The organism is Streptomyces sp. UNOC14_S4 (assembly GCF_020740835.1).
GTDB lineage: Bacteria > Actinomycetota > Actinomycetes > Streptomycetales > Streptomycetaceae > Streptomyces.
Map to the genome: position 1 here is coordinate 1 of NZ_JAINFC010000062.1, position 22,897 is coordinate 22,897.

Here is a 22,897-nt window from a genome sequence, read left to right on the forward strand (position 1 = left end):
GTCCCCCACCGCCGCGACCATCGCGCCGTTGTCCGTGCACAGCCGCAGCGGCGGCACCCGCAGCTCGATGCCCGCCGCGGCGCACCGCTGCTCGGCCCGGGAGCGCACGCGTGAGTTCGCCGCGACGCCGCCGCCGACCACGAGCGTGCCCACGCCGTGCTCGCGGCACGCGGCGACGGCCTTGCGGGTGAGGACGTCCGCGACCGCTTCCTGGAGGGAGGCCGCGCCGTCCGCGACGGGCAGCGGACGCCCCTCGGCCCGGTGCCGCTCGGCCCAGCGCGCGGCGGCCGTCTTCAGGCCGGAGAAGGAGAAGGCGTAACGCTCGTCCCGCGGCCCCGTCAGAGGCCGCGGGAACGCCACCGCCCCCGGGTCGCCCTCCCGCGCGGCCCGGTCCACGGCGGGCCCACCGGGGTACGGCAGGCCGAAGACCCGCGCGACCTTGTCGAAGCACTCGCCCGCCGCGTCGTCGAGCGTGTCACCGAGGTGGACGATCGGATCGCGTGCCAGGTCCCGCACGAGGAGCAGCGACGTGTGGCCGCCCGAGACGATCAGCACCATGCAGGGGTTCGGCAGCGGCCCGTGCTCCAGGGTGTCGGCCGCCACGTGTCCCGCGAGGTGGTGGACCCCGTACAGCGGCACGTCCAGCGCGTACGCCAGGCCCTTGGCGGCGGCGACGCCCACCTGGAGGGCGCCGGACAGCCCGGGTCCCGTCGTCACGGCGACGGCGCCGATGTCGCTCATCGACAGCCCCGCGTCGGCGAGCGCGGCGTGCACCACGGGCGTCACCGCGTGCACATGCGCGCGGGCGGCGATCTCGGGGACGACGCCGCCGTAGCGCGCGTGCTCGTCCATGCTGGAGGACACCGCGTGGCCCAGCAGCCTCCCTTCCCGGACGAGACCGGCGCCGGTCTCGTCGCAGGACGACTCGATCCCCAGCACCACCGGTGAGCCCACCATGCCAAACGCCTCCTGCTATCGATGAGTAATTGCACATTGTAGGCAATAAGGCGGCTCCCCCGGTCCCGGCTGTCCTGGCGTCGTCCCAGGTCAGTAGAGTGCTGCTGCTCGTTCCGCCGCTCGCGCGAACGCCCCCTGCCCCGTGCCGAGAACCGCCGCAGAACCGAGGTACGCCCCCGTGAGCCACGCCCCCGTGACCGTCGTAGGCATCGGCGCCGACGGCTGGCCCGGCCTCGCCCCGGCCGCCCGGGAGGAGCTGTGCCGGGCCGAGGTCCTCGTCGGCGGCCCCCGCCAGCTCGATCTGCTGCCGCCGGAGTGCGCCGGGGAGCGTGTCGCCTGGCCGTCGCCGCTGCGTCCCGCCGTGCCGGGGCTGCTGACGGCGCACGCCGGGCGGCGCGTGTGCGTCCTCGCCAGCGGCGACCCCATGTTCTTCGGCATCGGCCGCACGCTCGTGGACGTCCTCGGCGGCCCCGCCCGGCTGCGGGTGCTGCCGCACCCGTCCTCCGTCTCGTACGCCTGCGCCCGGCTCGGCTGGCCGCTGGACGACACCGAGGTGCTCAGCCTGGTGGGCAGGCCGCTCGCCGCGCTCGCCGCCGCCCTGCACCACGGCCGTCGGCTGCTGCTGCTCAGCGCGGGCGCGGGGACGCCCCCGGAGGTGGCCGCGCTGCTGGCCGCGCGGGGCTTCGGACCGAGCCGGATGACGGTGCTGGAGCAGCTCGGCGGCGAGCGGGAGCGCCACGTCACGGGCACGGCCGACGGCTGGGAGGCGCCGCCCGGCGACGCGCTCAACGTGATCGCCGTCGAGTGCCTCCGCGCGCCCGGCGCGCCCCGGCTGCCGCTCACTCCCGGCCTGCCGGACGACGCCTTCGAGCACGACGGCCAGTTGACGAAGCGTCATGTGCGGGCCGCGACGCTCGCCGCGCTCGCCCCGGCCCCCGGCGAGCTGCTGTGGGACGTGGGCGGCGGCTCCGGCTCCATCGGCATCGAGTGGATGCGCGCGCACCGCTCGTGCCGGGCCGTCGCCGTCGAGCGCGACCCCGTACGGGCCGGGCGCATCGCCCGCAACGCCGGGGCGCTCGGCGTGCCCGCGCTGCGCGTCGTCACGGGCGCGGCACCCGCGTCGCTCGCCGGACTGCCCGTGCCCGACGCCGTGTTCGTCGGCGGCGGGCTGACCGCGCCAGGCCTGCTCGCCGCCTGCTGGGAGGCGCTGCCCGAGGGCGGCAGGCTCGTCGCCAACACCGTCACTCTGGAGTCCGAGGCGCTGCTCACCGAGTGGTACCGGCGCCACGGCGGCGAGCTGACCCGGCTCGCCGTGGCCCACGCCGTGCCCGTGGGCGGCTTCACGGGCTGGCGGCAGGCGATGCCGGTCACCCAGTGGTCGGTGGTCAAAACCGTCGGGTCCGTCGCCCCCGCCGTCTGATCGCCCCTGCTGTCCGATCGCTCCCGCCGTCCGATCGATCCCGCGCCCGACTCTCTCAAGGAGACCCCTGCCATGACTGTGTACTTCATCGGAGCGGGCCCCGGTGCCGCGGACCTCATCACCGTGCGCGGCGCGCGGACGCTCGCCCGCTGCGGCGTCTGCCTGTACGCGGGCAGCCTCGTGCCGCGCGAGCTCCTCGCCGAGTGCCCGCCGGACGCGCGCCTCGTCGACACCGCGAACCTGAACCTGGATCAGATCACGGACGAGTTCGCGCGCGCCCACGAGGCGGGCCGGGACGTCGCCCGGCTGCACTCCGGCGACCCGTCCGTCTTCAGCGCCGTCGCCGAGCAGATGCGGCGCCTGGACGCGCTGGGCATCCCGTACGAGATCGTCCCCGGCGTGCCCTCCTTCGCCGCCGCCGCGGCGGCGCTCGGCCGTGAGCTGACCGTGCCCGCCGTCGGGCAGACCGTGATCCTCACCCGCATCGCCCAGCAGGCCACGCCCATGCCCCCGGGCGAGGACCTGGCCACGCTCGGCCGCAGCGGCGCCCTGCTCGTGCTGCACCTCGCGGCGCGCTACGTGGACCGCGTGGTCGCCGAACTCCTGCCGCACTACGGCCCGGAGTGCCCCGCGGCGGTCGTCGCCATGGCCAGCCGCCCCGACGAGCTCGTGCTGCGCGGCACCCTCGACGACATCGCCGGCCAGGTGAAGGCGGCGGGCGTGGTCCGTACGGCGGTCATCGTCGTGGGCCGCACCCTGGCGGCGGAGCAGTTCCCGGACAGCCACCTGTACTCCACGGCGCGTGACCGGGTCTAACCTGGACATATCACCCGGGAGGTGAGGTCGTCATGACTTTTGTGCAGGTCATCGACTGCAGGACCCGGCGATACGACGACATGAGCCGGGCCATGGACCAGTGGGTCGACGCCACCGAGGGCAGACGCACCGCCACGCACGCCGTCGTCGGCCAGGACCGCTCCGACCGCGAGCATTACATGGAGTTCGTCGAATTCCCCTCCTACGAGGACGCGATGCGCAATTCCGATCTCCCCGAGACGCGTCGCATCTTCGAGGAGATCGTGGCGCTGTGCGACGGCATGCCGTCCTTCACGGATCTCGACGTCGTGCGTGACGAGCGGCTCGACAAGGCCACGGCCCGCCGCTTCTTCGAGGAAGTCGCCGTCGGCGGGAATCTGGAGCTGATCGACGAACTGTTCACGCCGGACTACCACGACCACGACATCGGCAAGGAGACGGACACCACGATCGGCACCCAGGTCCTCAAGGACGACGTCATCGGCTGGCGCCGCGCCTTCGACTTCCGCTTCGCCCTCCAGGGCCAGCTGGAGGACGGGGACCAGGTGGCCACGCGGTGGACCTGGCGCGCCACGCACACCGGCGAGTTCATGGGCCTCGCGCCGACCGGCCGGGACGTGGAGATGAGCGGTGTCACGATCTTCCGCTTCCAGGACGGGCGGATCGCGGAGGGCTGGTGGACCTACGATCTGATGCGGCTGGCACGGCAGTTGGGCGCGGTGCGGTGACCCCTCACGACTGACCCGTCACGACTGACTGACCGTCACGACTGACACGACTTCACCGGCCGCACCGAGCGGACCGCCTCCGCCGGGACGATCCGCAGCTCGCGGGAGCCGCCCGTGCCCGTCCACACGGCCGTGCCCCCGCTCCCGGCCTCGGCGAGCTCGCCGCACACCGAGACCGTGCCCGAGGTGGTCACCCGCACCAGGTGGGAGGCGTCCTCGGTCGTCGACCAGGCCACGCCGACCGCCGCCGCGACGAGGAGGATCCCGCTCACGCAGCACGCCAGCGCCGCCCGGAGGTCGCGGGTGACGCGGGTGATCTCCCGCCCGGTCCAGGCCCGGAGCGCCTGCCCGCCGAGGAGGATCTCCTCCCCGGGACGGCCGTACGACGCGCGGACGGCCAGCAGGGAGCCGAGGGCGAGGAGCAGGAACGCCGCCCCGAGCAGGGCCGTCGCGGCGGTACGGGCGGCGGTGGGCAGAGCGCCGAGGTTGTCGCGGCCCTTGAGGACGACGAGGACCGTGAGCAGGGCGGTGAGCCCGGTCAGCCCGGTGCGCCAGCCCTCGGCCCGGCGGCGCAGCTCGGGCAGTTGCCGGAAGCGCAGTTCGCGGGCGAGCTCCTCCCAGCGCCGGTCCGACTGCGCGGTCATGACCCGCCGCCGTCGGCCCGTACGCGCCACTGTGCGCCGCAGCCGACGAAGGCCGTGCCGACGGGCTGCCGGGGATGGACGTGGGAGCACTCGCAGAAGAGGACCTCGAAGCCGAGGACCCCGAGGATGTCGGGCTCCGTGTGAGGCTCGGGCCCGGCTCCCGTGATCCGCTGCCGCAGCCGGGAGAGCACCCCCTTCGTACCGCTGCCCGGTACGCCGCGCGGGAACTCGGTGACCGTACGCCCCCGGCACGCCGGGCAGTGGCCCTCGACCACGACACCGCCGTCGGCGGTCGGGCGCTGGGTGAAGCCGGCGGCGACCTCTCCCAGGTCGCGTTCGGCATAGGCGAGGGAGAAGTCGTGGACGGGCTCAGCCATGGTGCCTCTCCTCCGCGGCCGCGGGCCCGGGGAGCCCACCGAGGTCCAGCTCGAACATCTTCGCGTACACGTGCAGCCGTTCCCCGACCCACTCCTCCTTCTCCTCGACCTCACGGGCGGCGAAGGCCACATGACGGCCCTCGACCCGGCCGGTGAGCGCGGGCAGCGCGCCGTCCAGATGGACGGTGAGGAGGGCGAGGTCCTGCCAGAGCGGGACGACGTCGGGTATGTCGGGCACGTGCGAGGCGGGGCCGAGCGGCGTGTACGGCGCGATGCGGCCCCAGGTCTCCCGGACGCTCTCGCCGAACCGTCCGGCGATGCTGACGAGGTCGAGGGCGCAGAACGGTCCGTCGGGGGGCGAGACCCGTTGCTTCTTGCCGAGGGCCGTCACGTCCCGCTCGCCGGGCGTGACCTCGCGCAGGGCCGCCAGTTGAGGGTCCGTGAGCCGCGGCACCAGTGCCCCGAGGGCCCGCAGCGGCAGGAGCCGTTCATACGCGGTGGCGGCGTCGACGCCGAGCTTCCAGGCGTAGTACGCGAGGCGGCCGGGCGTGAGGGGCACCCAGCTGGCGGATCTGATCTCGCCGTATTCCCCGGCGTCGAGCAGCACCGACTCGTGGCCCGTGAGGCGGTACTCGGCGAGCTCTTCGGGGAACGACGGCGGGCTCGCCCCGAAGCGGCCGACTTCCCGCTCGGCGAGACGCCACACCTCGCGCAGCGGTTCGCGGAGCTGCAGGCTCGCGCCGAACAGCACACAGGGGGTCACATCCGGCGCGGGCGGGTTGCCCGAGTCGATCCAGGGGTCCTTGCCGCAGAAGACCGCGCGGGTCCGGATCGGCAGGTCGTACCACTCGGTGACCAGGGCGATGTTGTCGGGGACGGGCACGCCGACGTCCCGCAGTTCCGCGACGGCCTTGAGGAGCTTCTCCCCGGACACGTCGCCGTACTCCTGGTACACGAACAGGTTCTCCATGGTGACGGCCAGCTGCGGCCTGCGCCCGGGGCGGCGCAGCGCGGAGACGACGGAGCCGGCGTCCGCCGACAGCACGGCGTCATGGTCGAGCGTCATGCCGTGTTCCTCGTAGGCGATGCCGAGCCGCCGGGTCCAGTGGAGCAGTTCGGCCTCGGCGGCGCCGAGGGAGATGTCACGGTCCGCGGAGAGTTCGAGCGCGGCGGCCCCTTCGAGTACGGGGCCGCTGTCCGGTACGGCACGCGCGTGCCGGGCCAGCCAGGGGGCGAGCTCCGTCGGCGCGGCCAGCCACGCGTCGACATCGGCCCGGGACGGCACGGTCCAGCCGAGCCAGGCGAACGCGGCCAGGCGGTCGAGGATCTCGTCGGGAGTCCTGGCGAGCCGGAGTGCCACCTCCCGTACGTCCCAGGGCCAGTGGACGCGTCTCTTCTTCCACTTGGAGCCGTCGCAGAGCACGTGCAGCAGATCGATGTCCTCGTCGGTGCACACATATTGCTCGTGATGGTCGGGCACCTCCAGGTTCCGCAACCCGCTGAGAGGGGCGTAGCGGGCACACCTGCGGGCCAGTTGCCCCAAGGTGAGCTTGTCCCGGCGGGAGAGCCACACGAGGCCTTCGTACTCCCAGTCGAAACTTCCCACCCCGCCGAGGCCGGTCTGGTGCATTTCGTCGAGCGCGCCCGCGACGACTGCCGAGACACGTCTGTCCATGCGGTCGGGGATCCAGCCGAGGGGGCCCTCACCGATGCGGGGCGGGGTGATCCGGCGGCTCGCGATCCGCAGGCGCCGGAAGGAACGGACGACCCGTTCGACCGGAACGGAGAGGTCGGCCGCGAGCTCCACGACCCGGTGCCACCCCAGTTCGCCGTTGCCGTCGGCGAGGCGCATGACCTTCGCGTCGCCCGGGGCGGGCAGCGGGTGCCCGACCAGCGAGGCGGGCCCCGTGGCCCAGCCGGCGCCGTCCCCGATCCCCTGCCATACGCGGGCGCGCCAGGGCCGGACGACGTCGTAACGGATCGCGTCCGGCAACAGGCCGGGCACCGTGCCGGCGTCGGCGGAGAACCAGCCGACGGTGTCGAGCGGGATGTCCTCGGGCCCGCCGTCCCTGCCCAGGGGGACGCGATGACCCCGCCCCCTGAGCTGCTCCCAGAGCACGGCGGCGACCGGCTCGTCCTCCAGCCGCCACAGCCACTGCATGGTAAATCCGGGCCAGTCCGGGAGCGCGGCGGCCCCGAGCCGCCAGTTCTCGCGGGCCCACTCCTCGTCGTAGTCGAGCAGTTCGTTCCGGTTGACACTCAGGGTGCCCGCGTGAGCGCCCGTGAGGTTGAGGACGTAGCCGTACGGCTTGTGGTCGGTGGCGACGCCGTCGCACAGGATCGCGCCCTTGCCGTCGACCCACCACAGCACGTCCCGCACGGCCGCGCAGGGGGCGTCGCGGCCGTGCAGGGCGCGGGCCTCCCAGGTCTCCCGCGTGCCCGACGCGTCCCGTACCTCCAGGGCGAACTCGCTCACGCCGATCAGTTCGCGCGCCTTCTCCACGCAGGAGAGCCCGGCGAGTTCCGGGTCGTCGCGCAGGTAGAGGCGGACGCGGGTGCCGCCCTCGGCGAGACCGTCCTCGGCGTCGTCGTGGCGCTGGACGCGGAAGAGGCTGCCGCTGCTGGGGATGTCGATGCGCAGGGCGTCGGCGGCGACCGCCCCGGTGGGAAGGACCTCGCGGGTGACGATGGCCATCTCGTCGGCGAGCATGAAATAGCTGAGGACGCCGATGCCGAAACGGCTGTTGGGATAGAGCCGCAGGGCGGGGTCGCGGCGCAGCCAGCCGGCCTGCTCACGGCGGAAGGCGCGGGACTGCTCGAAGCGGCTGCCCGCGCGGGTGAAGGTGTTCTTGAACTGGTCGAGGCCCATGCCGTTGCCGTTGTCGCGGCACTCGAGGTAGCGGCCCCGGGCGTCCTCGCCCTGGACGATGGAGATACGGCCCGTCCAGTCGGCGGGGCGGCGGCCGCGGTGGTGCAGGTAGCGCCAGCGCATGGCGCGGTAGCGGCAGGCGTCCATCGCGTTCTGGTAGAGCTCGCGGACGGCGAGGCTCGGGTCCCCGTAGAGCTGACGACCCATCAGCAGGTCGCGGACCTCGGTCTGCGCGAGGTGGAAGCGGAGCAGGGGGACCTCGTACGCCTTGCGGCCGTCCCTGCCGGTACAGGGCCGCAGGCCGCGGCTGGTCACCCGGGCCGGGACGCCGGCCAGCAGGCGCTTCTCCTCCTCCGGGAGCTCGGCCGCGGCCTCCCGGGTGAGTGCGGCCAGCCGGTCCGCCCGGTCGGCGATCTCGGTGAAGGCGGCGTGCACGGCTTGATGGGGGCAGAGTGCCTCCAGGCGGAGGTCGTCGTCGACTTCCGCCCAGTCGAGCGCGTGGCGGGCCGCCTTGACGACGTCCTCGGGACGTACGGGGTCGGTGACGGCGAGATGGTCGGCGATGATGTCGGGAAAGGTCCGGACGTCGGCGGCGAGGGCGGCGCCCAGGCGCAGCAGCGCGGTGAGGGGGCGGACGCGCAGGGGCTGGCGCTGTTCGGGGAGGCGCACGGTGCGGGCGGGGCAGTCGAGGACGTCGTCGAGCGGGGTGTCGAGGCCGATGCCCGCGGCGAGGGAGCGCAGGGTGGCGGAGAGTTCGTCGGCCCGGTCCGAGACGCCGTCGCGGTCGCCGAGCAGGGCGGCGGCGAGGGAGTCGCAGAGGTCGGTGGGGACGGGTTCCTCGTCGGTCTCGAAGCGTTCGGCGATCCAGCGGTGCACGAGCCAGAGAGCGAGGGCGTTCTCGTCCTCGGTGCGGCCGCGGGCACGGCAGGCGGCCTGTTTGCGGGCGACGTGGGCGTAGTGGTCGCGGAGCTGTTCCAGGTGCCTGCGGTGGTCGCCCGCCTCGGCGACGCGTCCCGCGGTGAGGGGCTCGACCTCGGCGGCCTGTCTCAGGCGCCGGGCCCAGGCGGCCTCCCGGAGGAAGGGCGCGGCGATCAGGACGGCCAGTTCGGCCGCCGACAGCACGGGTTCCTTCGGCAGCAGGAGGAGCAGTCCACGGCGTAACAGCCGTACGGGGAAGTGTTCGTCGGTCCAGGGGTCGTGCAGCGCTTCGCCCGCCCGGAGCAACCCGTCCTGCGCGACGCGGACTTCGTGCGCGCAGGACTCGACGAGCCGGGTGAGGGCCTCCCGCAGCCTGGGGGCACCGTCCGCGGCGCGGGGGTCGACGCGCTCCCACAGGCCGTCGTCGCGGACGGCGTCCCGCCATTCCTCCAGCAGGCGGCGGCCGTCGCAGACGACGGCCGCGCGGGTCTCGGTCTCACGGTCGGCGCCGTAGCGGATCCAGACCTGCTGGGTGAGGCGGTGGCGGTGGGCGGCCTGTTCCGTACGGCTGCGGGCGGCCTCGTACACCTCGTGGACGGTGCGGGGCGCGGACAGTGAGCCGAGGGCGTCGGCGAGACCGCGGGTGAAGAAGCTCCCCTCGGGGGTGCAGCCGCCGCGCTGCCCGGGGGAGCAGCCCACCATCACCGCGAAGCGTCCGCCGGGCGGGCCGTTGAGGATGCGGCTGCCGAAGGCGGCCTCGTCCCCGCCGTGCAGGGGGTCCCGGCAGGCGTCGACGAGCCACAGGACCGTGCCCGCCCGGCAGCCCCGGAGGTGGTCGCCGATGTCGGCGGGGAAGAGGGTGTCGAGGTACGGCTTCTGCCAGACGTCGCCCTTCGGGGTGCGGGCGTCGGCGGGCACGAGGTAGTCGGTGTCGCCGATGCGGACACCGTGGCCGGTGAAGTAGAGGAGGAGCGTGCTGCCTTCGGGGGCGTCGGCCGCGGCTTCGAAGACGCGGGTGCCGACAGCGGCCTGCTCCGCGTCCTGGAGCACGTCGACCTCGTACCCGGACTCCTCCAGCGCGGCGCGCATCGCCCGCAGGTCGGCGGCGACCGGCTCGTCGAGCGGGGCGAACCTGTCCAGGGCGTGGGGCGCTCGGGCCACACCGATCAGCAGGGCCCTGCGGACGTGTCCCATGAGTCTCCCCCTCACCGCGGAGGCACCATGATGGCACCGGAGTTGGCAGGTGAGGGCCCGTTCCGCGGACCGTCCCCGCGCCACCCGGCCTCTCGCCGACATGACGTGCGTCACATATGCAACACCTTGACGGATCACACGTGTAATCGATTACCTGTGGCCGCACGAAAACGATTACACGTGACGGCGGCGACAGCGGCGGGGTGCTCATGGCGAACATCAAGGACGTGGCCGAACGGGCCGGGGTGTCCGTCGCCACGGTCTCCCGGGTCCTCAACGGGCGCTCCTCCGTGGCCGGCACCCGCGAACGGGTCCTCGCGGCCGTGGCGGAGCTCGGCTACCGGCCGAACGTGGTCGCCCGCGCGCTGCGCACCGCCCGCACCCGCACGCTGGGGCTGGTCATCGGCGATCTGCGCAACCCGTTCTTCACCGAGCTCGCGGGCGCCGTCGAGCAGGAGGCCCGGCGGCTGGGGTACAGCCTGGTCATCGGCAACGCCGGGGAGAGCACGGAGCAGCAGGACGACCAGATCCGCACGCTCCTGGACCGGCGCATCGACGGCCTGCTGGTCAGCTCCGCGGGCACCGGGTCCGCCGCGCTCCGCGAGGCGGTCGCCGCCGGTACCCCGCTGGTCCTCCTCGACCGCACCGTCCCGGGCCTCGCCGCCCCGTGCGTCCGGGCGGAGGGGCGCGAGGCCCTGACCGAACTGGCCGCGCACCTGGCGGCGCTGGGGCGGCGCGGGCCCGCCGTCATCGTGGCGCCCGCCGGGACGCCCATCGGCGAGGAGCGGCTGGAGCTGTTCCGCACCGCCCTGGCCGGGCACGGCATCGCGCTGCCCGCGGAGCGGGTCGTGGCGTCACCGGACCTCTCCCCCACCGGGGGACGGCGGATGATGCGGGCCCTGCTGGACCTACCCGAACCGCCGGACGCGGTGCTGGCCACGGACAACCTGATGGCGCTGGGCGCGCTGGACGAGGTACGGGCCAGGGGCCTGCGCATCCCGGCCGACGTGGCGCTCGTGGCCTTCGACGACGTGCCGTGGTTCGCGCACACCGACCCGCCGCTCACCGCCGTCGCGCAGCCGACGCGCGAGCTGGGCACGGCCGCCGTGCACACGCTGCTGGAGCGGATCGAGGGGCGCGAGGCACCGTCCGTACTGCTGCCGGCGCGGCTGGTACGGCGCCGCTCGTGCGGCGAGGGGGACGGCCACGGCGGACGGCCGAAGCCGAGAAGCTCAAGAGACTAGAGAGGGGCAGCGCATGACCGGCGTCAACGACGACGGACCGGACAGCGGCCGCGAACCGCCGCGCGCGGAGGAACTCCCGCACAGGGAGGAACTCCTGCGCGTGGAAGGGATCACGAAGTCCTTCCCGGGCGTCCGCGCCCTGGACGGCGTGGACCTGAGCCTGCGGGCCGGGGAGGTGCACGTCCTGCTCGGGGAGAACGGCGCGGGCAAGAGCACGCTCATCAAGACGCTCTCCGGCGTCCACCGCCCCGACAGCGGGCGCATCCTGGCCGGGGGCCGCGAGGTCGTCATCCGCTCCGCGCAGGACGCGGAGCGGCTCGGCATCGCCACCATCCACCAGGAGTTCGCCCTCGTCCCCGGCCTCACCGTCGCCGAGAACCTCTTCCTGGGGCGGCAGCCGCGCACCGCGCTCGGCCTCGTCGACCGGCGCGCGATGCGCGAGCGCGCCGCCGAGCTGCTGCGCCGGGTGCGCCTCGACGTCTCCCCCACGGCCCCGGTGGACGGACTGGGCGTCGCCCGGCTCCAGATGGTGGAGATCGCGAAGGCGCTCGGCCGGGACGCCAGCGTGCTGATCATGGACGAGCCGACCGCCGTCCTCACCTCCGAGGAGGTCGCGACGCTCTTCGGCATCGTCCGCGAGCTGCGCGGGAGCGGGGTCGGCATCGTCTTCATCACCCACCACTTGGAGGAGATAGCCGCGCTCGGCGACCGCGTGACCGTTCTGCGTGACGGCCGCTCGGTGGCGGAGGTGCCCGCCTCGGCCGGTGAGGAGGAGCTCATCCGGCTGATGGTCGGCCGTGACATCGCCGAGCAGTACCCGCGGGAACGGCCCGCGGAGCCGGGCGCGCCCCTGCTGAGAGTGCGCGGCCTGACCCGTGCCGGGGCGTTCGAGGATGTCGGCTTCGAGGTGCGGGCCGGGGAGGTCGTGGGCCTGGCCGGGCTGGTGGGCGCGGGCCGCACCGAGGTGGCGCGGGCGCTGTTCGGCGTGGACCGCCACGACGCCGGAACGGTCGAGGTGGACGGTACGGAGCTGCCCCGCGGTGACGTCCGGGCCGCGATGCGGGCCGGGCTCGGGCTCGTACCGGAGGACCGCAAGGGCCAGGGCCTGTTGCTGGACGCGTCGTTGCGCGACAACCTGACGCTGGCCCGGCTCGACCGCGACACCCGGGCCGGTTTCGTGGACCGGGCCGCGCAGCGGCGCGAGGCGGCGTCGGTGGCGGAGCGGCTGAAGGTGCGGATGAGTGGCCTGGAGCAGCCGGCTCGCACGCTGTCGGGCGGCAACCAGCAGAAGGTCGTCATCGGCAAGTGGCTGCTGGCGGGGGCCCGGCTGCTGATCCTCGACGAGCCGACGCGGGGCATCGACGTCGGCGCGAAGGTCGAGATCTACCGGCTCGTCAACGAGCTGACGGCCGCGGGCCACGCGGTCCTGATGATCTCCAGCGATCTGCCGGAGGTGCTCGGCATGAGCGACCGGGTGCTGGTGATGGCGCAGGGCAGGCTTGTCGGCGAGCTGTCGGGCGAACGGGCCACGCAGGACGCGGTGATGGAGCTGGCGCTCCGGTCGCCGTCCGGCACGCAGGACACGCGGGAGAGGAACGAGAGCGCGATGGAGGGCTCCGATGTCGGCTGAGGTGCTTCGGGCGCCCGGGAGCGCTCCCGGGCAGTGGTTCGCGCGGGCGGTGCTCCGCAACGGCCCGCTGGGCGGCCTGGTCGCCCTGACCGTGGTGATGGCGGTGCTGTCGCGGGACTTCCTCAACGGGCAGAACCTGCTCAACGTGGGCGTCCAGGCGTCGGTGACGGCGATCCTCGCGTTCGGCGTGACCTTTGTGATCGTGTCGGCGGGCATCGACCTGTCCGTCGGCTCGGTGGCCGCGCTGTCGGCGACCGTGGTCGCGTGGGCCGCCACCTCCGAGGGACTGCCGGTGTGGCTGGCAGTGCTGCTGGGGCTCGCGGTGGGGGTGGCGGCCGGGCTGGTCTCGGGCGCGCTCGTGGCGTACGGCAGGCTCCCGGCGTTCATCGCCACCCTGGCGCTGCTGTCCGTGGCCCGCGGCCTGGCCCTGGTGATCTCGGGCGGCTCGCCGATCGCGTTCCCCTCGTCGGTCTCCCGGCTGGGCGACACCCTCGGCGGCTGGCTGCCGGTGCCGGTGCTCGTGATGATCGCGACGGGGGCGCTGGCGGCGCTGATCCTGGCGCGTACGTACACGGGCCGGGCGATGTTCGCGATCGGCGGGAACGAGGAGGCGGCCCGGCTCTCGGGCATCGACGTCAGGCGGCGCAAGCTGGTGATCTACGCGCTGTCCGGGCTGTTCGCCGCGGTCGCGGGCATCGTGCTGGCCTCCCGGCTGACCTCCGCGCAGCCGCAGGCGGCCGTGGGCTACGAGCTGGACGCGATCGCCGCGGTCGTCATCGGCGGGGCGAGCCTGACGGGCGGCGCGGGCAAGGCGTCCGGCACGCTCATCGGCGCGCTGATCCTGGCGGTGCTGCGCAACGGCCTCAACCTGCTGTCGGTGTCGGCCTTCTGGCAGCAGGTCGCGACGGGCCTGGTCATCGCGCTGGCCGTGCTGCTGGACACGCTGCGCCGCCGGAGCGCCCGATGAGGGCGCGCGCTGTGGGAAGGCCTCGGGCACGCGCGACGGCCGCGGCCGTGGTGCTGGCCGCCGCCGTGGCGCTGGCCGGCTGCGACCGGGGCGGCCACACGGATCTCGGGCTCGCCCTGTCGACAATGAACAACCCGTTCTTCGTCGGCATCAAGAAGGGCGCGCAGGCGGAGGCGAAGGCCCGCGGCCTGAAGATCAACATCACGGACGCGCAGAACGACCCGACCCAGCAGATCAACCAGATGGAGACGTTCACCAGCCAGAACGTCAAGGCGGCGGTCATCAACCCGGTCGACTCCGACGCGGCCGTGCCCGCGGTGGGCGTCGCCAACCGGGCGGATGTCCCCGTGATCTCCATCGACCGCGGTGTCAACGGCGGCAAGGTCGGCTCGACCATCGCCTCCGACAACGTCGCAGGCGGACGGCTGGCGGCGAAGACGCTCGCGGAGGCGGTCGGCGGGAAGGGGAAAGTCGTCTTCCTGGAGGGGCAGCCGGGCACCTCGGCCGCCCGGGAGCGCGGCAAGGGCTTCGAGGAGGGCATCCGGGCCTTCTCCGGCGTCGAGGTCGTCGCCCGGCAGCCCGCGGACTTCGACCGGGCCAAGGGCATGGACGTCATGGCGAACATGCTCCAGGCGCACCGCGACATCGCCGGGGTCTTCGCCGCCAACGACGAGATGGCGCTCGGCGCGGCCAAGGCGCTGGGCTCCGCCTCCGGCAGGAGCGTGAAGGTCGTCGCCTTCGACGGCACGCCGGACGGCGTCGAAGGCGTGCGGAACGGCACGCTGACCGCGACCGTCGCCCAGCAGCCCGAGCTGCTCGGCAGGCAGGCCGTGGACTGGGCGATGCGGGCCGCGGCGGGCAAGCCCCTGCCGCGCGAGGTGAAGGTGCCCGTGGTGCTGGTGACCCGCGAGAACGCCGCCCGCTTCGCGGACTGAGAGAGTGGGACACGTGGACGAGAAGAAGAAGACGTACGACGTGCTGGTCGTCGGTTCGGCCAACGCGGACCTGACGGTGCGGGTGGACCGGCGGCCGGGCGCGGGCGAGACGGTCTTCGGCACGGACCTGGTCGAGTCGGCCGGCGGCAAGGGGGCCAATCAGGCCGTCGCCGCGGCGCGCCTCGGGGTCCGTACGGCCCTGCTGGCGAAGGTCGGTGACGACGCCTTCGGCGACCTGCTGCTGGCGGCGCAGCGGGAGGCGGGTACGGACGTCCGGCACGTCCTGGTGGAGCGGGGGGCGCGGACCGGCACGGCGATGATCGTCGTCGGCCCGGACGGCGACAACAGCATCGTGGTCTCCCCGGGTGCCAACGCCCGGCTCTCCCCGGCGGACGTGGCGGCGGCACGGGAGACGATCGCCGCGTCCGCGGTGGTCTCGCTCCAGTGGGAGATCCCCGAGGAGACCGTACGGGCGACGGTCCGCGCCGCCCGGGAGACCGGCACCCGCGTCGTGCTCAACCCCTCGCCGACGCCGCGGGACGGGCTCGACCGCGAACTCCTCGCGGCGGCCGACCCGCTGGTGGTCAACGAGCACGAGGCCCGGCACCTCTCGGGGCTCCCGGACGCGGAGCCCGCCGCGTGGCTCCACGAGCTGCGGAGGAAGGGTGCCCGCTCGGTCGTGGTGACCCTCGGCGCGGAGGGCGCGCTGCTCCTGGGCGCGGAGGGCGCCGAGGACGCCGGGCCCGCGCGGGTGCCGGGCCTGAGGGCGGAGGTGGTGGACACCACGGGAGCGGGCGACGCCTTCACCGGTGCGCTGGCGAGCCGGCTGGCCGCCGGGGCCCCGCTGCTGGAGGCGGCCCGGTTCGCGGTGCGCGTGGGGGCGGCGGCCGTGACCCGCGCGGGCGCGCAGCCGTCGTACCCGACCCTGGCGGAACTCCCGCCGGAGCAGGGCGCTTTGCCGTAAGGCGTCCGATTATCGCAATCACCCTTCAACTATCGAACATTTGGCTGCTTCTGGTGGGTCACGCGATGCCTGCGGACGGTCGCTCCGCGATACCGTCTGCGACGAGGTGAACGCAGCGCCGGGCTGGGGCACCCCCGGGCCCGGCGGGCTGCCCCGACTCGACCTGGAGGCCCGACATGTTCCGTGACCGTCCCCGCCGCACCATGGGTCTGGCCGCCGCCGCGGTGGCCGCCGCCGGCGCCGTGACGATCAGCGTGCTGTCCCTGCAACCGGCCGCGGCCAGCGCGGAGAAGGAGCTCCGCCTGACCACGGTGCAGAAGGCCGACACCCGGCCCGAGTACCCGCGCACCGGCGACCACTGGGTCACCTACTACGACCTGCACACCACGGCCACCGGCCGGGACGGCAAGGAGACCAAGGGCAAACGCGTCGGTGACGCGAGCGACCGCTGTGACGTCGTCCTGGCCCGCTACGAGGGTGTGGTCACCCAGTGCGAACGCATCCTCCGCACCGACCAGGGCACCCTCGTCCTCACCTCCCTCACCGACCGCTTCGGCCGCCCCCCGTACACCACGACGGCCGCCATCACCGGCGGCACGGGCACCTACGCGGGGGCCACGGGCGAGGCGCGTGTCACGCTGACCGACGGCGGGGCGTCGTACCGGATCCAACTGCGTTGAGCCCCGCGGCTTGCGCCTACCGGGGTGCCTCGCGCGGTCGATCGGCGACTGCAGGCTGTGTGGCTGGTCGCGCAGTTCCCCGCGCCCCTTACGGGGCGCTGTCGTGGACGCGGGCAATGAGCAAGGCCACATCATCCTGGTCATTGCCATCGCGGAGCGAACTCAACAGCAAGTCACACGTCGCCTCCAGATCCCGCGGCGCCCCCGCGAGCACAGTGAGAAGCGCATCCAGGCGGCAGTCGATCGGCTCGTCACGCGTCTCGACCAGCCCGTCCGTGTAGAACACGAGCTCGTCCCCCGCGGCGAGGTCCAGGGAGACGCTCTCGAAGGGGACGCCGCCCACACCGAGCGGCGCGCCCGCGGGCAGGTCGAGGAGCGCGGGGCGGCGGCCGGGGCGTACGAGGACGGGCGGCAGATGGCCCGCGGTGGCGACGCGGCACCGGGCGCCGTGCGGGTCGTACACCGCGTAGACGCAGGTGGCGATCATCTGGTCCAGACCGGTGGCGGCGTGGTCGAGGTGGTGCAGCACTTGCGCGGGGTCGAGCCCCAGTTGGGAGAGCGTGCGCGCGGCGGTGCGCAGCTGCCCCATGGCCGCGGCGGCGTTGATGCCACTGCCCATCACGTCGCCGACGACCAGGGCACTCCTGCCGTCCGTCTGCGGGACGACGTCGAACCAGTCCCCGCCGACCTGGCTCGCCGCTCCGGCGGGCTGGTAGCGGTAGGCGATCTCCAGCCCCTCCAGGCGGGCGGGCCGCTGCGGCAGCAGGCTGCGCTGGAGGGTGACGACCGTGGCGCGCTCGCGCTGGTACCAGCGGGCGTTGTCGATGCTCACGGCCGCCCTGGCGGCCAGCTCGGCGGCGAGGGCGACGTCGTCCTCGCCGAACGGCCGGGGGTTGTCGACACGCTTGAGGTCCAGGGCGCCGAGCACCTCGCCCCTGGCGATCAGGGGCACCGCCAGATAGGAGCGCAGCCCCGCGCGGGCCAGCAGCGCGGCGGCCTCGCGGTCGCGGGCGATGCGGGGCAGGTCCCGCTCGCGTACCTCGGCCACGCACACGGGCAGCCCGGTGCTCACGCAGCGGGTGACGAGCCGGTCGGCCGCGTACCGCGCGATCTGGCCGGGCGGGTCGGCGGCGCGGACGGCGTCGGGAGAGTCCGCAGCGGCCACGGCGAGCGCCCGGAAGACGGCGGGTTCCCCGTCCGGCGGCAGGGCCCGGCCTCCGCCCAGCACCGTGTCGAGCACGTCCACCGCGGCGACGTCCGCCAGGCCGGGCACCACGACCTGCGCGAGCTCCTGCGCCGTACGGTCCAGGTCGAGGGTGGTGCCGATGAGTACGGACGCCTCGGCGATCAGCGCCGTGCGCCGCCGGGCCTCGTTGTTCGCCCGGTGCCGGTCGGTGACGTCGACGACGGAGGTGGCGATCCCGAGGGTGCGCCCGCCGGGGTCCTCCAGCCGGTAGAACGAGACGAGCTGCGCCTGCTCGTCGGTGGCGGCCCCGCCCGCGCGCCCCACGGTGAACCAGTCCACCAGCGGGATGCCCGTGGCCAGCACCCGCCGCATGCCCGCCTCGATCTCCTCGACGTCCGCGTGCGGCAGCGCCTCGCCCACCCGGCGCCCGATGTGCTCCTCGGCGGGCAGCCCGTGGAGGCGCTCCAGCGCGGGGTTGACCATCACGAACCGCAGGTCGGTGTCCAGGACGGCGATACCGATCGGCGACTGGGCCACCAGCCCCAGCGACAGCGCGAGATCCCGTTCCAGGTCGCGGAGGACCGCCTGGTCGGTGGCCATGCCCAGGGCATAGAAGTCACCGCTCTGGTCCTCCAGACGCATGTTGCGGAACTCCACCAGCCGGGCGGTGCCGTCCTTGTGCCGGGCGGGGAAGACCCCGGCCCACGACTCACCGCCGCCCATGACCTTGGCGAACAGCTCCAGGACGGATTCGAGGTCCTCCTCGACGACCAGCAGCTGGGCGGCGTACTGTCCGAGCGCCTCCGCCGCGGACCAGCCGAACAGCTCCTCCGCCTGCGGGCTCCACAGGACGATCCGGCCACGCCGGTCGAGCACCACGGCGGCCACACCCAGCACGTCGAGGAGGCCGCCCGGCTCGTAGGGCGGGCCCGCGAACCGTCCGGGCTCCGGCCGGAACGCGTCGGTCGTCCCCATCGAGGTCCTCCTTCCGCCCGTGGAGGGTGGTGCGGCGGCCTCGTGCCGGTCAGGGCCGGATCGGCAGTCCCTTCTCCTCCGCTCTCCCCCGGCTTCTCCGCCTCGTCGCCGCAGCGCTTTCCATGGTCTCTCCGAATCCGCCCACCGCGCAGCCCGCGGCACAGGGCACGTTCGTCCGCAAGCGGAGGGAGCCGTCGTAAGGGGCGTACGGGGCGTAGTCGTCAGGGGCGCACGGGGGCGCGCGTCAGCGCGCGGCGGAGGGCAGGGCCAGCGTGAACCAGACCGTCTTGCCCTTGACGGAGGGGTGGTGGCCCCACAGCGCGGCGATCTGCTCGACGAGCCACATGCCACGCCCGTTCTCGCTGTCCGGACCCGCCTGGCCGCAGCGCGGCAGGTGCCCGCCGGTGTCGGTGACCTGGACGACGAGGTGCCCGTGCGCCCGGGTCAGCGCGAGCTCGATGTCACCCGCCGTGTCCGGCACGTGCACGACCGCGTTGGTGACCAGCTCGGACAGGAGCAGGGCGGCGTCGTCGACGAGCTCTTCCAGACCCCACTCGGTGAGCAGCGCCCGCGAGAACCGCCGGGCGTCCGCCACGGACCGCTCGGCGGCCGGGAGCGAGACCGTCCGGGAGAGCCGGGGCTCCTCCGGGTGGCGCGGTTGCCGCCGCGCGGGCGGACGGTGCATGCACAGGGGAACCCCGGAGGTCCAGGGAACCGTGCGGCGGCTGGTAGCAAACATCGGACCCACATAAGCCCGCTTTTCGCCAGAGGTCTATACCCTTTGAGTGACAGCACCGGCGCGCAGCGCGATAAACACAGGTGAGACAGCGTATAGCCGAAATAAAAGGTACGCCCAACAGGGGCGCGGGGAACTGCGCGACAAGCCCCCACCGGCCCGCAGCCGCGCGCGCAGCGCAAGACGCACCCCAGTAGGCACCCCGGCAGACGAAGAAGCGGCGAGCCCCGCCGGGACGAGGCTCGCCGGAACGCGCAGGACTTACTTCGGGCACTCCTTCCACGCCACGTGGTAGATCGTCTTGAGATCGCCGTCCGTGGAGTCCATCGTCATGTAGCTCGTCGTCTTCGACGGGTCCGACGTCCCCGCGTTCACCCTGAGCTCGGTGTTGATGTTGAAGTTCCGCTGCTCGCCGCACGGCGCCCAGACGAGGGACGCGACGTCGACCTTGTCCGTCACCTGCCAGTTGTCCGCGTAGACGCCCTTGAAGTCATGGGCGCTGGGCACGGTCTGGGACTGCCCTTGGAAGTAGTACGACGCCTTCTCCTGGCCGGTGGCCCCGTCCTCCAGGTGCGCGTAGCCGCGGTAGTCCGCGCTGGCGATGGCGTAGGTGAAGCCCTGCGGCACGTGCACGATCAGGTTGAGCTGGCAGTTCTTTCTGTTGTCGGTGGGTTTGGAGCCCACGCCCACCGAGGCCAGGTAGTCGCTGTACGTGACCGTGAAGGCCGTATTGTCGGGCGACACGGCCACCGCGGCCGTGTTCAGCGGACATCCCGAGCCGTTGACGGTGGCGATCTCGATCACCATCTTGTCCGGCGGCGGGTTGACGATGACCGTGTGCCCGTAGGGGGACAGCGGCGAGGTGAAGAGCGCCGCTATCGCGGCTCCTGCGAGAAGACCGGCGGGCATGGTGCTCCAATCGGTTGTCCTGGACTGAGCGGAGGCGTTCCGGCCGCACTGCGGGGACGGAGACCGGAACGAGATGGATGAGGATTGGATTGTTTAGGCCATGACCATGACAACCCCGATCCTCCAACGGCCCCTGGGGACGGGAGCGTTCGAATCGTAGGAGGCAGCACACCGCTCCGCCAGACTCGGCACCGCACACGCGGCCTGTTGGCCGGTAATGGCTCCCGCCGCACCATTACCGGACCGGACAACTCCGCCTACTTGGCGTGCAGTTGAGGAAAAGCGTGACCCAACTGCACACAGAGAAAGGAGATGACAACCGCGGCCACGATCACGCCGACACACCCGAAGACATCACGGAGCGTGCTCGCCAAAGGGCTCAACGGAGGGCGGGACTCCGGTGGTTGAACAGGCTTCTCCCGGGAAGTGGCGGGCTTCCCGGGAACGGGAACGGGAACAGGAAGGGAAACGGGAGGGGGAAAAGGATCGGGGACAGAGTCGGTGGCGAGTCGGTCGTCAGGCTTGAGCGGGCTGTGCATGCGGGGAACCATTGCGCCGGGCGGGATCGGGGACGGGTCGCGGGGTGGGCTCGATGCCGTACTGGGCGGCCTGGAGCTCGTACATCGAGCGGTACAGACCCCCTTCGACGGCCATCAGCTCCTCGTGCGTGCCCTCGCCGACGAGGTGTCCCCGGTCCAGGACGTAGATGAGATCGGCGGTCGCGGTGGCGGCCAGCCGGTGGGTGATCAGCAGGACGGTGGTGCCCTCGTCGGTCAGCGTGCGCAGCGAACGGAAGGACTCGACCTCGGCTCTCGGGTCCAGCGCCGAGGTGGGTTCGTCGACGATGAGCAGGGGTGCGCGGCGGTAGCGGGCGCGCGCGGCGCCGAGCCGCTGCCACTGGCCGCCGGAGATCTGGGTGCCGCGCTCGAAACCCTTGATGACCAGGCTGTCCCACTGGTACGGCAGGGACGCGACGACGTCGGCGGCCCCGGCCTCGGCGGCCGCGCGGTCGACCCGTGCCTGGTCGAAGGGCTGCCCGGGACGGCCGATGTGCACATTGGCGCGGGCGGTCATGGGCCAGCGGGGGAAGTCCTGGGACAGGACGGCGACCCGGTCGAAGAGCTGGTCGCGGTCGGCCTCCCGGACATCGACGCCGTTCCAGGACAGGCGCCCGGAGGTGGGCAGATAGAGCCCGGCGACGAGCTTGGACAGGGTGGTCTTGCCGGAGCCGTTGGCGCCGACGAGGGCCACGACCTTGCCCGCCGGGATGGCCAGGCTGACCTCGCACAGCGCGGGGACGGCGGTGCCCGGGTAGGCGAACGTGACCTTCTCCAGCCGGATCTCCCGTACGCCCGGGGGCAGTGCCACCCCGCCGGCGGGAATGGCGCGGCGCTCGGCCGCGCGGCAGGCGTCCTCCAGGTCCCTGAGGTACATGGCCTCCTCGTAGAGGCGGTTGACCTGGAGCACCAGGGAGGTGAGGCTCGCGCCCGCGGTCCGCACGGCGATGACGGCGGTGCCCGCGACGGCCAGCGGCAGCCCGCCCGAGGCGAGCAGCAGCCACAGCACCCCGTACGCGGCGAGGGCCGCCGCGCCGGACAGCGCGGAGGAGACGCTCCGGGTGACCGCCTGGGCGAGGGCGAGGCGCTGCTGCTCCTTCTCCACGGTGGCCGCCATGTCGTCGTAGGCGTCGACGAGCATCCGGCCGGCGCCGTGGACGCGGATCTCGGCCGCGTGGGTCTGGTCGGTGAGGGTGGAGGTGAGGACGCCGATGGCGCGCCGGTGCTCGATCCAGGTGTGCCGCGAGGCGTACTGCCTGCGGGCGGAGACCACCGCTCCCCAGCCCTTGGGGGCCGCGATCAGCACCATCATGCCCACCAGCGCCGGGTGCAGCAGGGCCAGGACACAGGTGGCGGAGGCCAGGCCGATCAGGGCGTTGACGACGAGGACCGAGGAGCCCAGCATCATCCGCACCGAGTCGGTGCCGAAGCGGCCGGCGTCGAGCAGCCGGTGGAAGTCCTTGTCCTCCAGCGCCGCCAGCTCGACGCGGACCGCGCCACGGTAGAAACGGGCGGTGCACACCCGCTCCACCTTGGGCTCCAGCCGTCCCGAGGCGGCCACGGAGACGGCGGCGAGCAGCGCGGACGCGGCGGTGACCGCGGAGACGGCCAGCAGCGCGGGCAGCGCCTGGTGCAGCCGCCCGGGCGTGGGCCCGTCCGCGAAGAGCGCGACGAGCACCTGGTTGGCGGCCACGAGACCGAAGGCACGGGCCGCGCCCTGCCCCAGCTCGGCGCCCAGCAGGGTGAGCAGCGCGGCCGGGTCCTCCCGCCATCCGGCCCGCGCCACCGTCCCGACCATCTCCGGGAACTGACGTGCCATCGACCAGAACGTGAGCCGCAGCAGGGGACGTTCACGGGTCACGAAGGGCTTGTCGTAGCGCAAGGCTCCGCCGAACAGCAGGAGTTCGCTGTCCGAGACGGGGATGCGACGCCCCGGCCTCCGCCCCGCCCCCTGCCCCGGGAGCGTCTTCTTCCCGAGGATCGTCATCGCTCCTCCGGCCCGTCGCTCGCCCCAACTGCCGGTGACTTCGGTGGAGCGGCCAGTGCGCGGTAGGCTCGTAGCTCGTTTCGGGCGGACATGGCGCCTCCAGGTGCTGTGACGACGTGTGGGTGCGCTCCCGTTCTTGGGCAGGGGCCCATGGGCATGCGAAGGCCGCGGGGGTGGGCGGCGACGTGCCGAGGAGTCGGAGTG

At 73.4% G+C, this 22,897-nt stretch carries 15 protein-coding genes and 1 pseudogene; 8 read left to right on the plus strand and 8 right to left on the minus strand.

Translation table 11 applies throughout. From position 1 onward, the window contains the following. Positions 1-954, minus strand: a 954-nt coding sequence (gene tsaD / locus K6I34_RS08375; RefSeq protein WP_374230854.1) for a tRNA (adenosine(37)-N6)-threonylcarbamoyltransferase complex transferase subunit TsaD, incomplete at its 3' end; no start/stop codon positions are given. A 181-nt stretch (positions 955-1,135) separates the two neighbouring features. Between tsaD and cbiE the strand changes: the two genes are divergently transcribed. The 3 genes from cbiE (at position 1,136) to K6I34_RS08390 (ending at position 3,921) form a co-directional block, all read left to right on the plus strand. Continuing rightward, entirely contained in the window at positions 1,136-2,377 is a 1,242-nt protein-coding gene (gene cbiE, locus K6I34_RS08380; RefSeq protein WP_229323770.1) for a precorrin-6y C5,15-methyltransferase (decarboxylating) subunit CbiE, read from the plus strand. A 72-nt stretch (positions 2,378-2,449) separates the two neighbouring features. Further along, on the plus strand, positions 2,450-3,193 hold the full coding sequence (gene cobM, locus K6I34_RS08385) for a precorrin-4 C(11)-methyltransferase (RefSeq protein WP_229323772.1): 744 nt from the start codon (positions 2,450-2,452) through the stop codon (positions 3,191-3,193). A 32-nt stretch (positions 3,194-3,225) separates the two neighbouring features. Next, positions 3,226-3,921, plus strand: coding sequence for an ester cyclase (locus tag K6I34_RS08390; protein ID WP_229323774.1), 696 nt, complete (start codon positions 3,226-3,228; stop codon positions 3,919-3,921). 35 nt (positions 3,922-3,956) lie between these two features. On the opposite strand, the gene K6I34_RS08395 is transcribed toward K6I34_RS08390, so the two are convergent. Genes K6I34_RS08395 through K6I34_RS38220 form a run of 3 tightly spaced genes read right to left on the minus strand, consistent with a single transcriptional unit; the run spans position 3,957 to position 9,923 of the window. After that, the gene (locus K6I34_RS08395) at positions 3,957-4,565 is read right to left on the minus strand and encodes a hypothetical protein (RefSeq protein ID WP_229323776.1); all 609 of its coding nucleotides are present in this window, start codon (positions 4,563-4,565) and stop codon (positions 3,957-3,959) included. Continuing rightward, a complete protein-coding gene (locus tag K6I34_RS08400; protein WP_229323778.1) occupies positions 4,562-4,942 on the minus strand; it encodes a hypothetical protein in 381 nt (126 codons plus the stop codon). Before K6I34_RS08400 ends, K6I34_RS08395 begins: the two co-directional genes overlap by 4 nt. Then, on the minus strand, positions 4,935-9,923 hold the full coding sequence (locus tag K6I34_RS38220; protein ID WP_275127011.1) for a caspase family protein: 4,989 nt from the start codon (positions 9,921-9,923) through the stop codon (positions 4,935-4,937). The genes K6I34_RS08400 and K6I34_RS38220 overlap by 8 nt, the downstream gene beginning before the upstream one ends. Before the next feature lie 209 nt (positions 9,924-10,132). On the opposite strand from K6I34_RS38220, the gene K6I34_RS08415 reads away from it, so the two are divergent. From K6I34_RS08415 to K6I34_RS08435, 5 genes and pseudogenes are all read left to right on the plus strand, one after another. Further along, complete coding sequence (locus tag K6I34_RS08415) at positions 10,133-11,167, plus strand: LacI family DNA-binding transcriptional regulator (protein WP_229323780.1); 1,035 nt, start codon at positions 10,133-10,135, stop codon at positions 11,165-11,167. A gap of 13 nt (positions 11,168-11,180) precedes the next feature. Then, positions 11,181-12,797: a sugar ABC transporter ATP-binding protein gene (locus tag K6I34_RS08420; protein ID WP_229323782.1), complete on the plus strand. Its 1,617-nt coding sequence runs from the start codon at positions 11,181-11,183 to the stop codon at positions 12,795-12,797. After that, a pseudogene (locus K6I34_RS08425) lies at positions 12,787-14,699 on the plus strand (substrate-binding domain-containing protein). Before K6I34_RS08420 ends, K6I34_RS08425 begins: the two are co-directional and overlap by 11 nt. A gap of 13 nt (positions 14,700-14,712) precedes the next feature. Next, a complete protein-coding gene (locus K6I34_RS08430) occupies positions 14,713-15,663 on the plus strand; it encodes a ribokinase (protein ID WP_229323784.1) in 951 nt (316 codons plus the stop codon). A gap of 176 nt (positions 15,664-15,839) precedes the next feature. Further along, complete coding sequence (locus K6I34_RS08435) at positions 15,840-16,343, plus strand: hypothetical protein (protein ID WP_229323786.1); 504 nt, start codon at positions 15,840-15,842, stop codon at positions 16,341-16,343. A gap of 88 nt (positions 16,344-16,431) precedes the next feature. On the opposite strand, the gene K6I34_RS08440 is transcribed toward K6I34_RS08435, so the two are convergent. The 4 genes from K6I34_RS08440 to K6I34_RS08455 all read right to left on the minus strand — a co-directional run bounded on the left by K6I34_RS08440 (position 16,432) and on the right by K6I34_RS08455 (position 22,693). Then, positions 16,432-18,504: a SpoIIE family protein phosphatase gene (locus K6I34_RS08440; RefSeq protein WP_229323789.1), complete on the minus strand. Its 2,073-nt coding sequence runs from the start codon at positions 18,502-18,504 to the stop codon at positions 16,432-16,434. Between the two features lie 244 nt (positions 18,505-18,748). After that, a complete protein-coding gene (locus tag K6I34_RS08445; protein WP_229323791.1) occupies positions 18,749-19,189 on the minus strand; it encodes an ATP-binding protein in 441 nt (146 codons plus the stop codon). A gap of 312 nt (positions 19,190-19,501) precedes the next feature. Then, positions 19,502-20,149: a DUF4360 domain-containing protein gene (locus tag K6I34_RS08450; RefSeq protein WP_229323794.1), complete on the minus strand. Its 648-nt coding sequence runs from the start codon at positions 20,147-20,149 to the stop codon at positions 19,502-19,504. A gap of 516 nt (positions 20,150-20,665) precedes the next feature. Continuing rightward, positions 20,666-22,693 (minus strand): ABC transporter ATP-binding protein, encoded by a 2,028-nt coding sequence (locus K6I34_RS08455; RefSeq protein ID WP_229323796.1) that lies wholly within the window; start codon positions 22,691-22,693, stop codon positions 20,666-20,668. Positions 22,694-22,897 lie beyond the last annotated feature (204 nt).

Excerpts from the sequence above, each read along its gene's own strand:
- cobM (WP_229323772.1), top strand. The coding sequence starts at position 2,450 with ATGACTGTGTACTTCATCGGAGCGGGCCCCGGTGCCGCGGACCTCATC.
- K6I34_RS08390 (WP_229323774.1), top strand. The coding sequence starts at position 3,226 with ATGACTTTTGTGCAGGTCATCGACTGCAGGACCCGGCGATACGACGAC.
- K6I34_RS08395 (WP_229323776.1), bottom strand. The coding sequence starts at position 4,565 with ATGACCGCGCAGTCGGACCGGCGCTGGGAGGAGCTCGCCCGCGAACTG.
- K6I34_RS08400 (WP_229323778.1), bottom strand. The coding sequence starts at position 4,942 with ATGGCTGAGCCCGTCCACGACTTCTCCCTCGCCTATGCCGAACGCGAC.
- K6I34_RS38220 (WP_275127011.1), bottom strand. The coding sequence starts at position 9,923 with ATGGGACACGTCCGCAGGGCCCTGCTGATCGGTGTGGCCCGAGCGCCC.
- K6I34_RS08415 (WP_229323780.1), top strand. The coding sequence starts at position 10,133 with ATGGCGAACATCAAGGACGTGGCCGAACGGGCCGGGGTGTCCGTCGCC.
- K6I34_RS08420 (WP_229323782.1), top strand. The coding sequence starts at position 11,181 with ATGACCGGCGTCAACGACGACGGACCGGACAGCGGCCGCGAACCGCCG.
- K6I34_RS08435 (WP_229323786.1), top strand. The coding sequence starts at position 15,840 with ATGTTCCGTGACCGTCCCCGCCGCACCATGGGTCTGGCCGCCGCCGCG.
- K6I34_RS08440 (WP_229323789.1), bottom strand. The coding sequence starts at position 18,504 with ATGGGGACGACCGACGCGTTCCGGCCGGAGCCCGGACGGTTCGCGGGC.
- K6I34_RS08445 (WP_229323791.1), bottom strand. The coding sequence starts at position 19,189 with ATGCACCGTCCGCCCGCGCGGCGGCAACCGCGCCACCCGGAGGAGCCC.
- K6I34_RS08450 (WP_229323794.1), bottom strand. The coding sequence starts at position 20,149 with ATGCCCGCCGGTCTTCTCGCAGGAGCCGCGATAGCGGCGCTCTTCACC.
- K6I34_RS08455 (WP_229323796.1), bottom strand. The coding sequence starts at position 22,693 with ATGACGATCCTCGGGAAGAAGACGCTCCCGGGGCAGGGGGCGGGGCGG.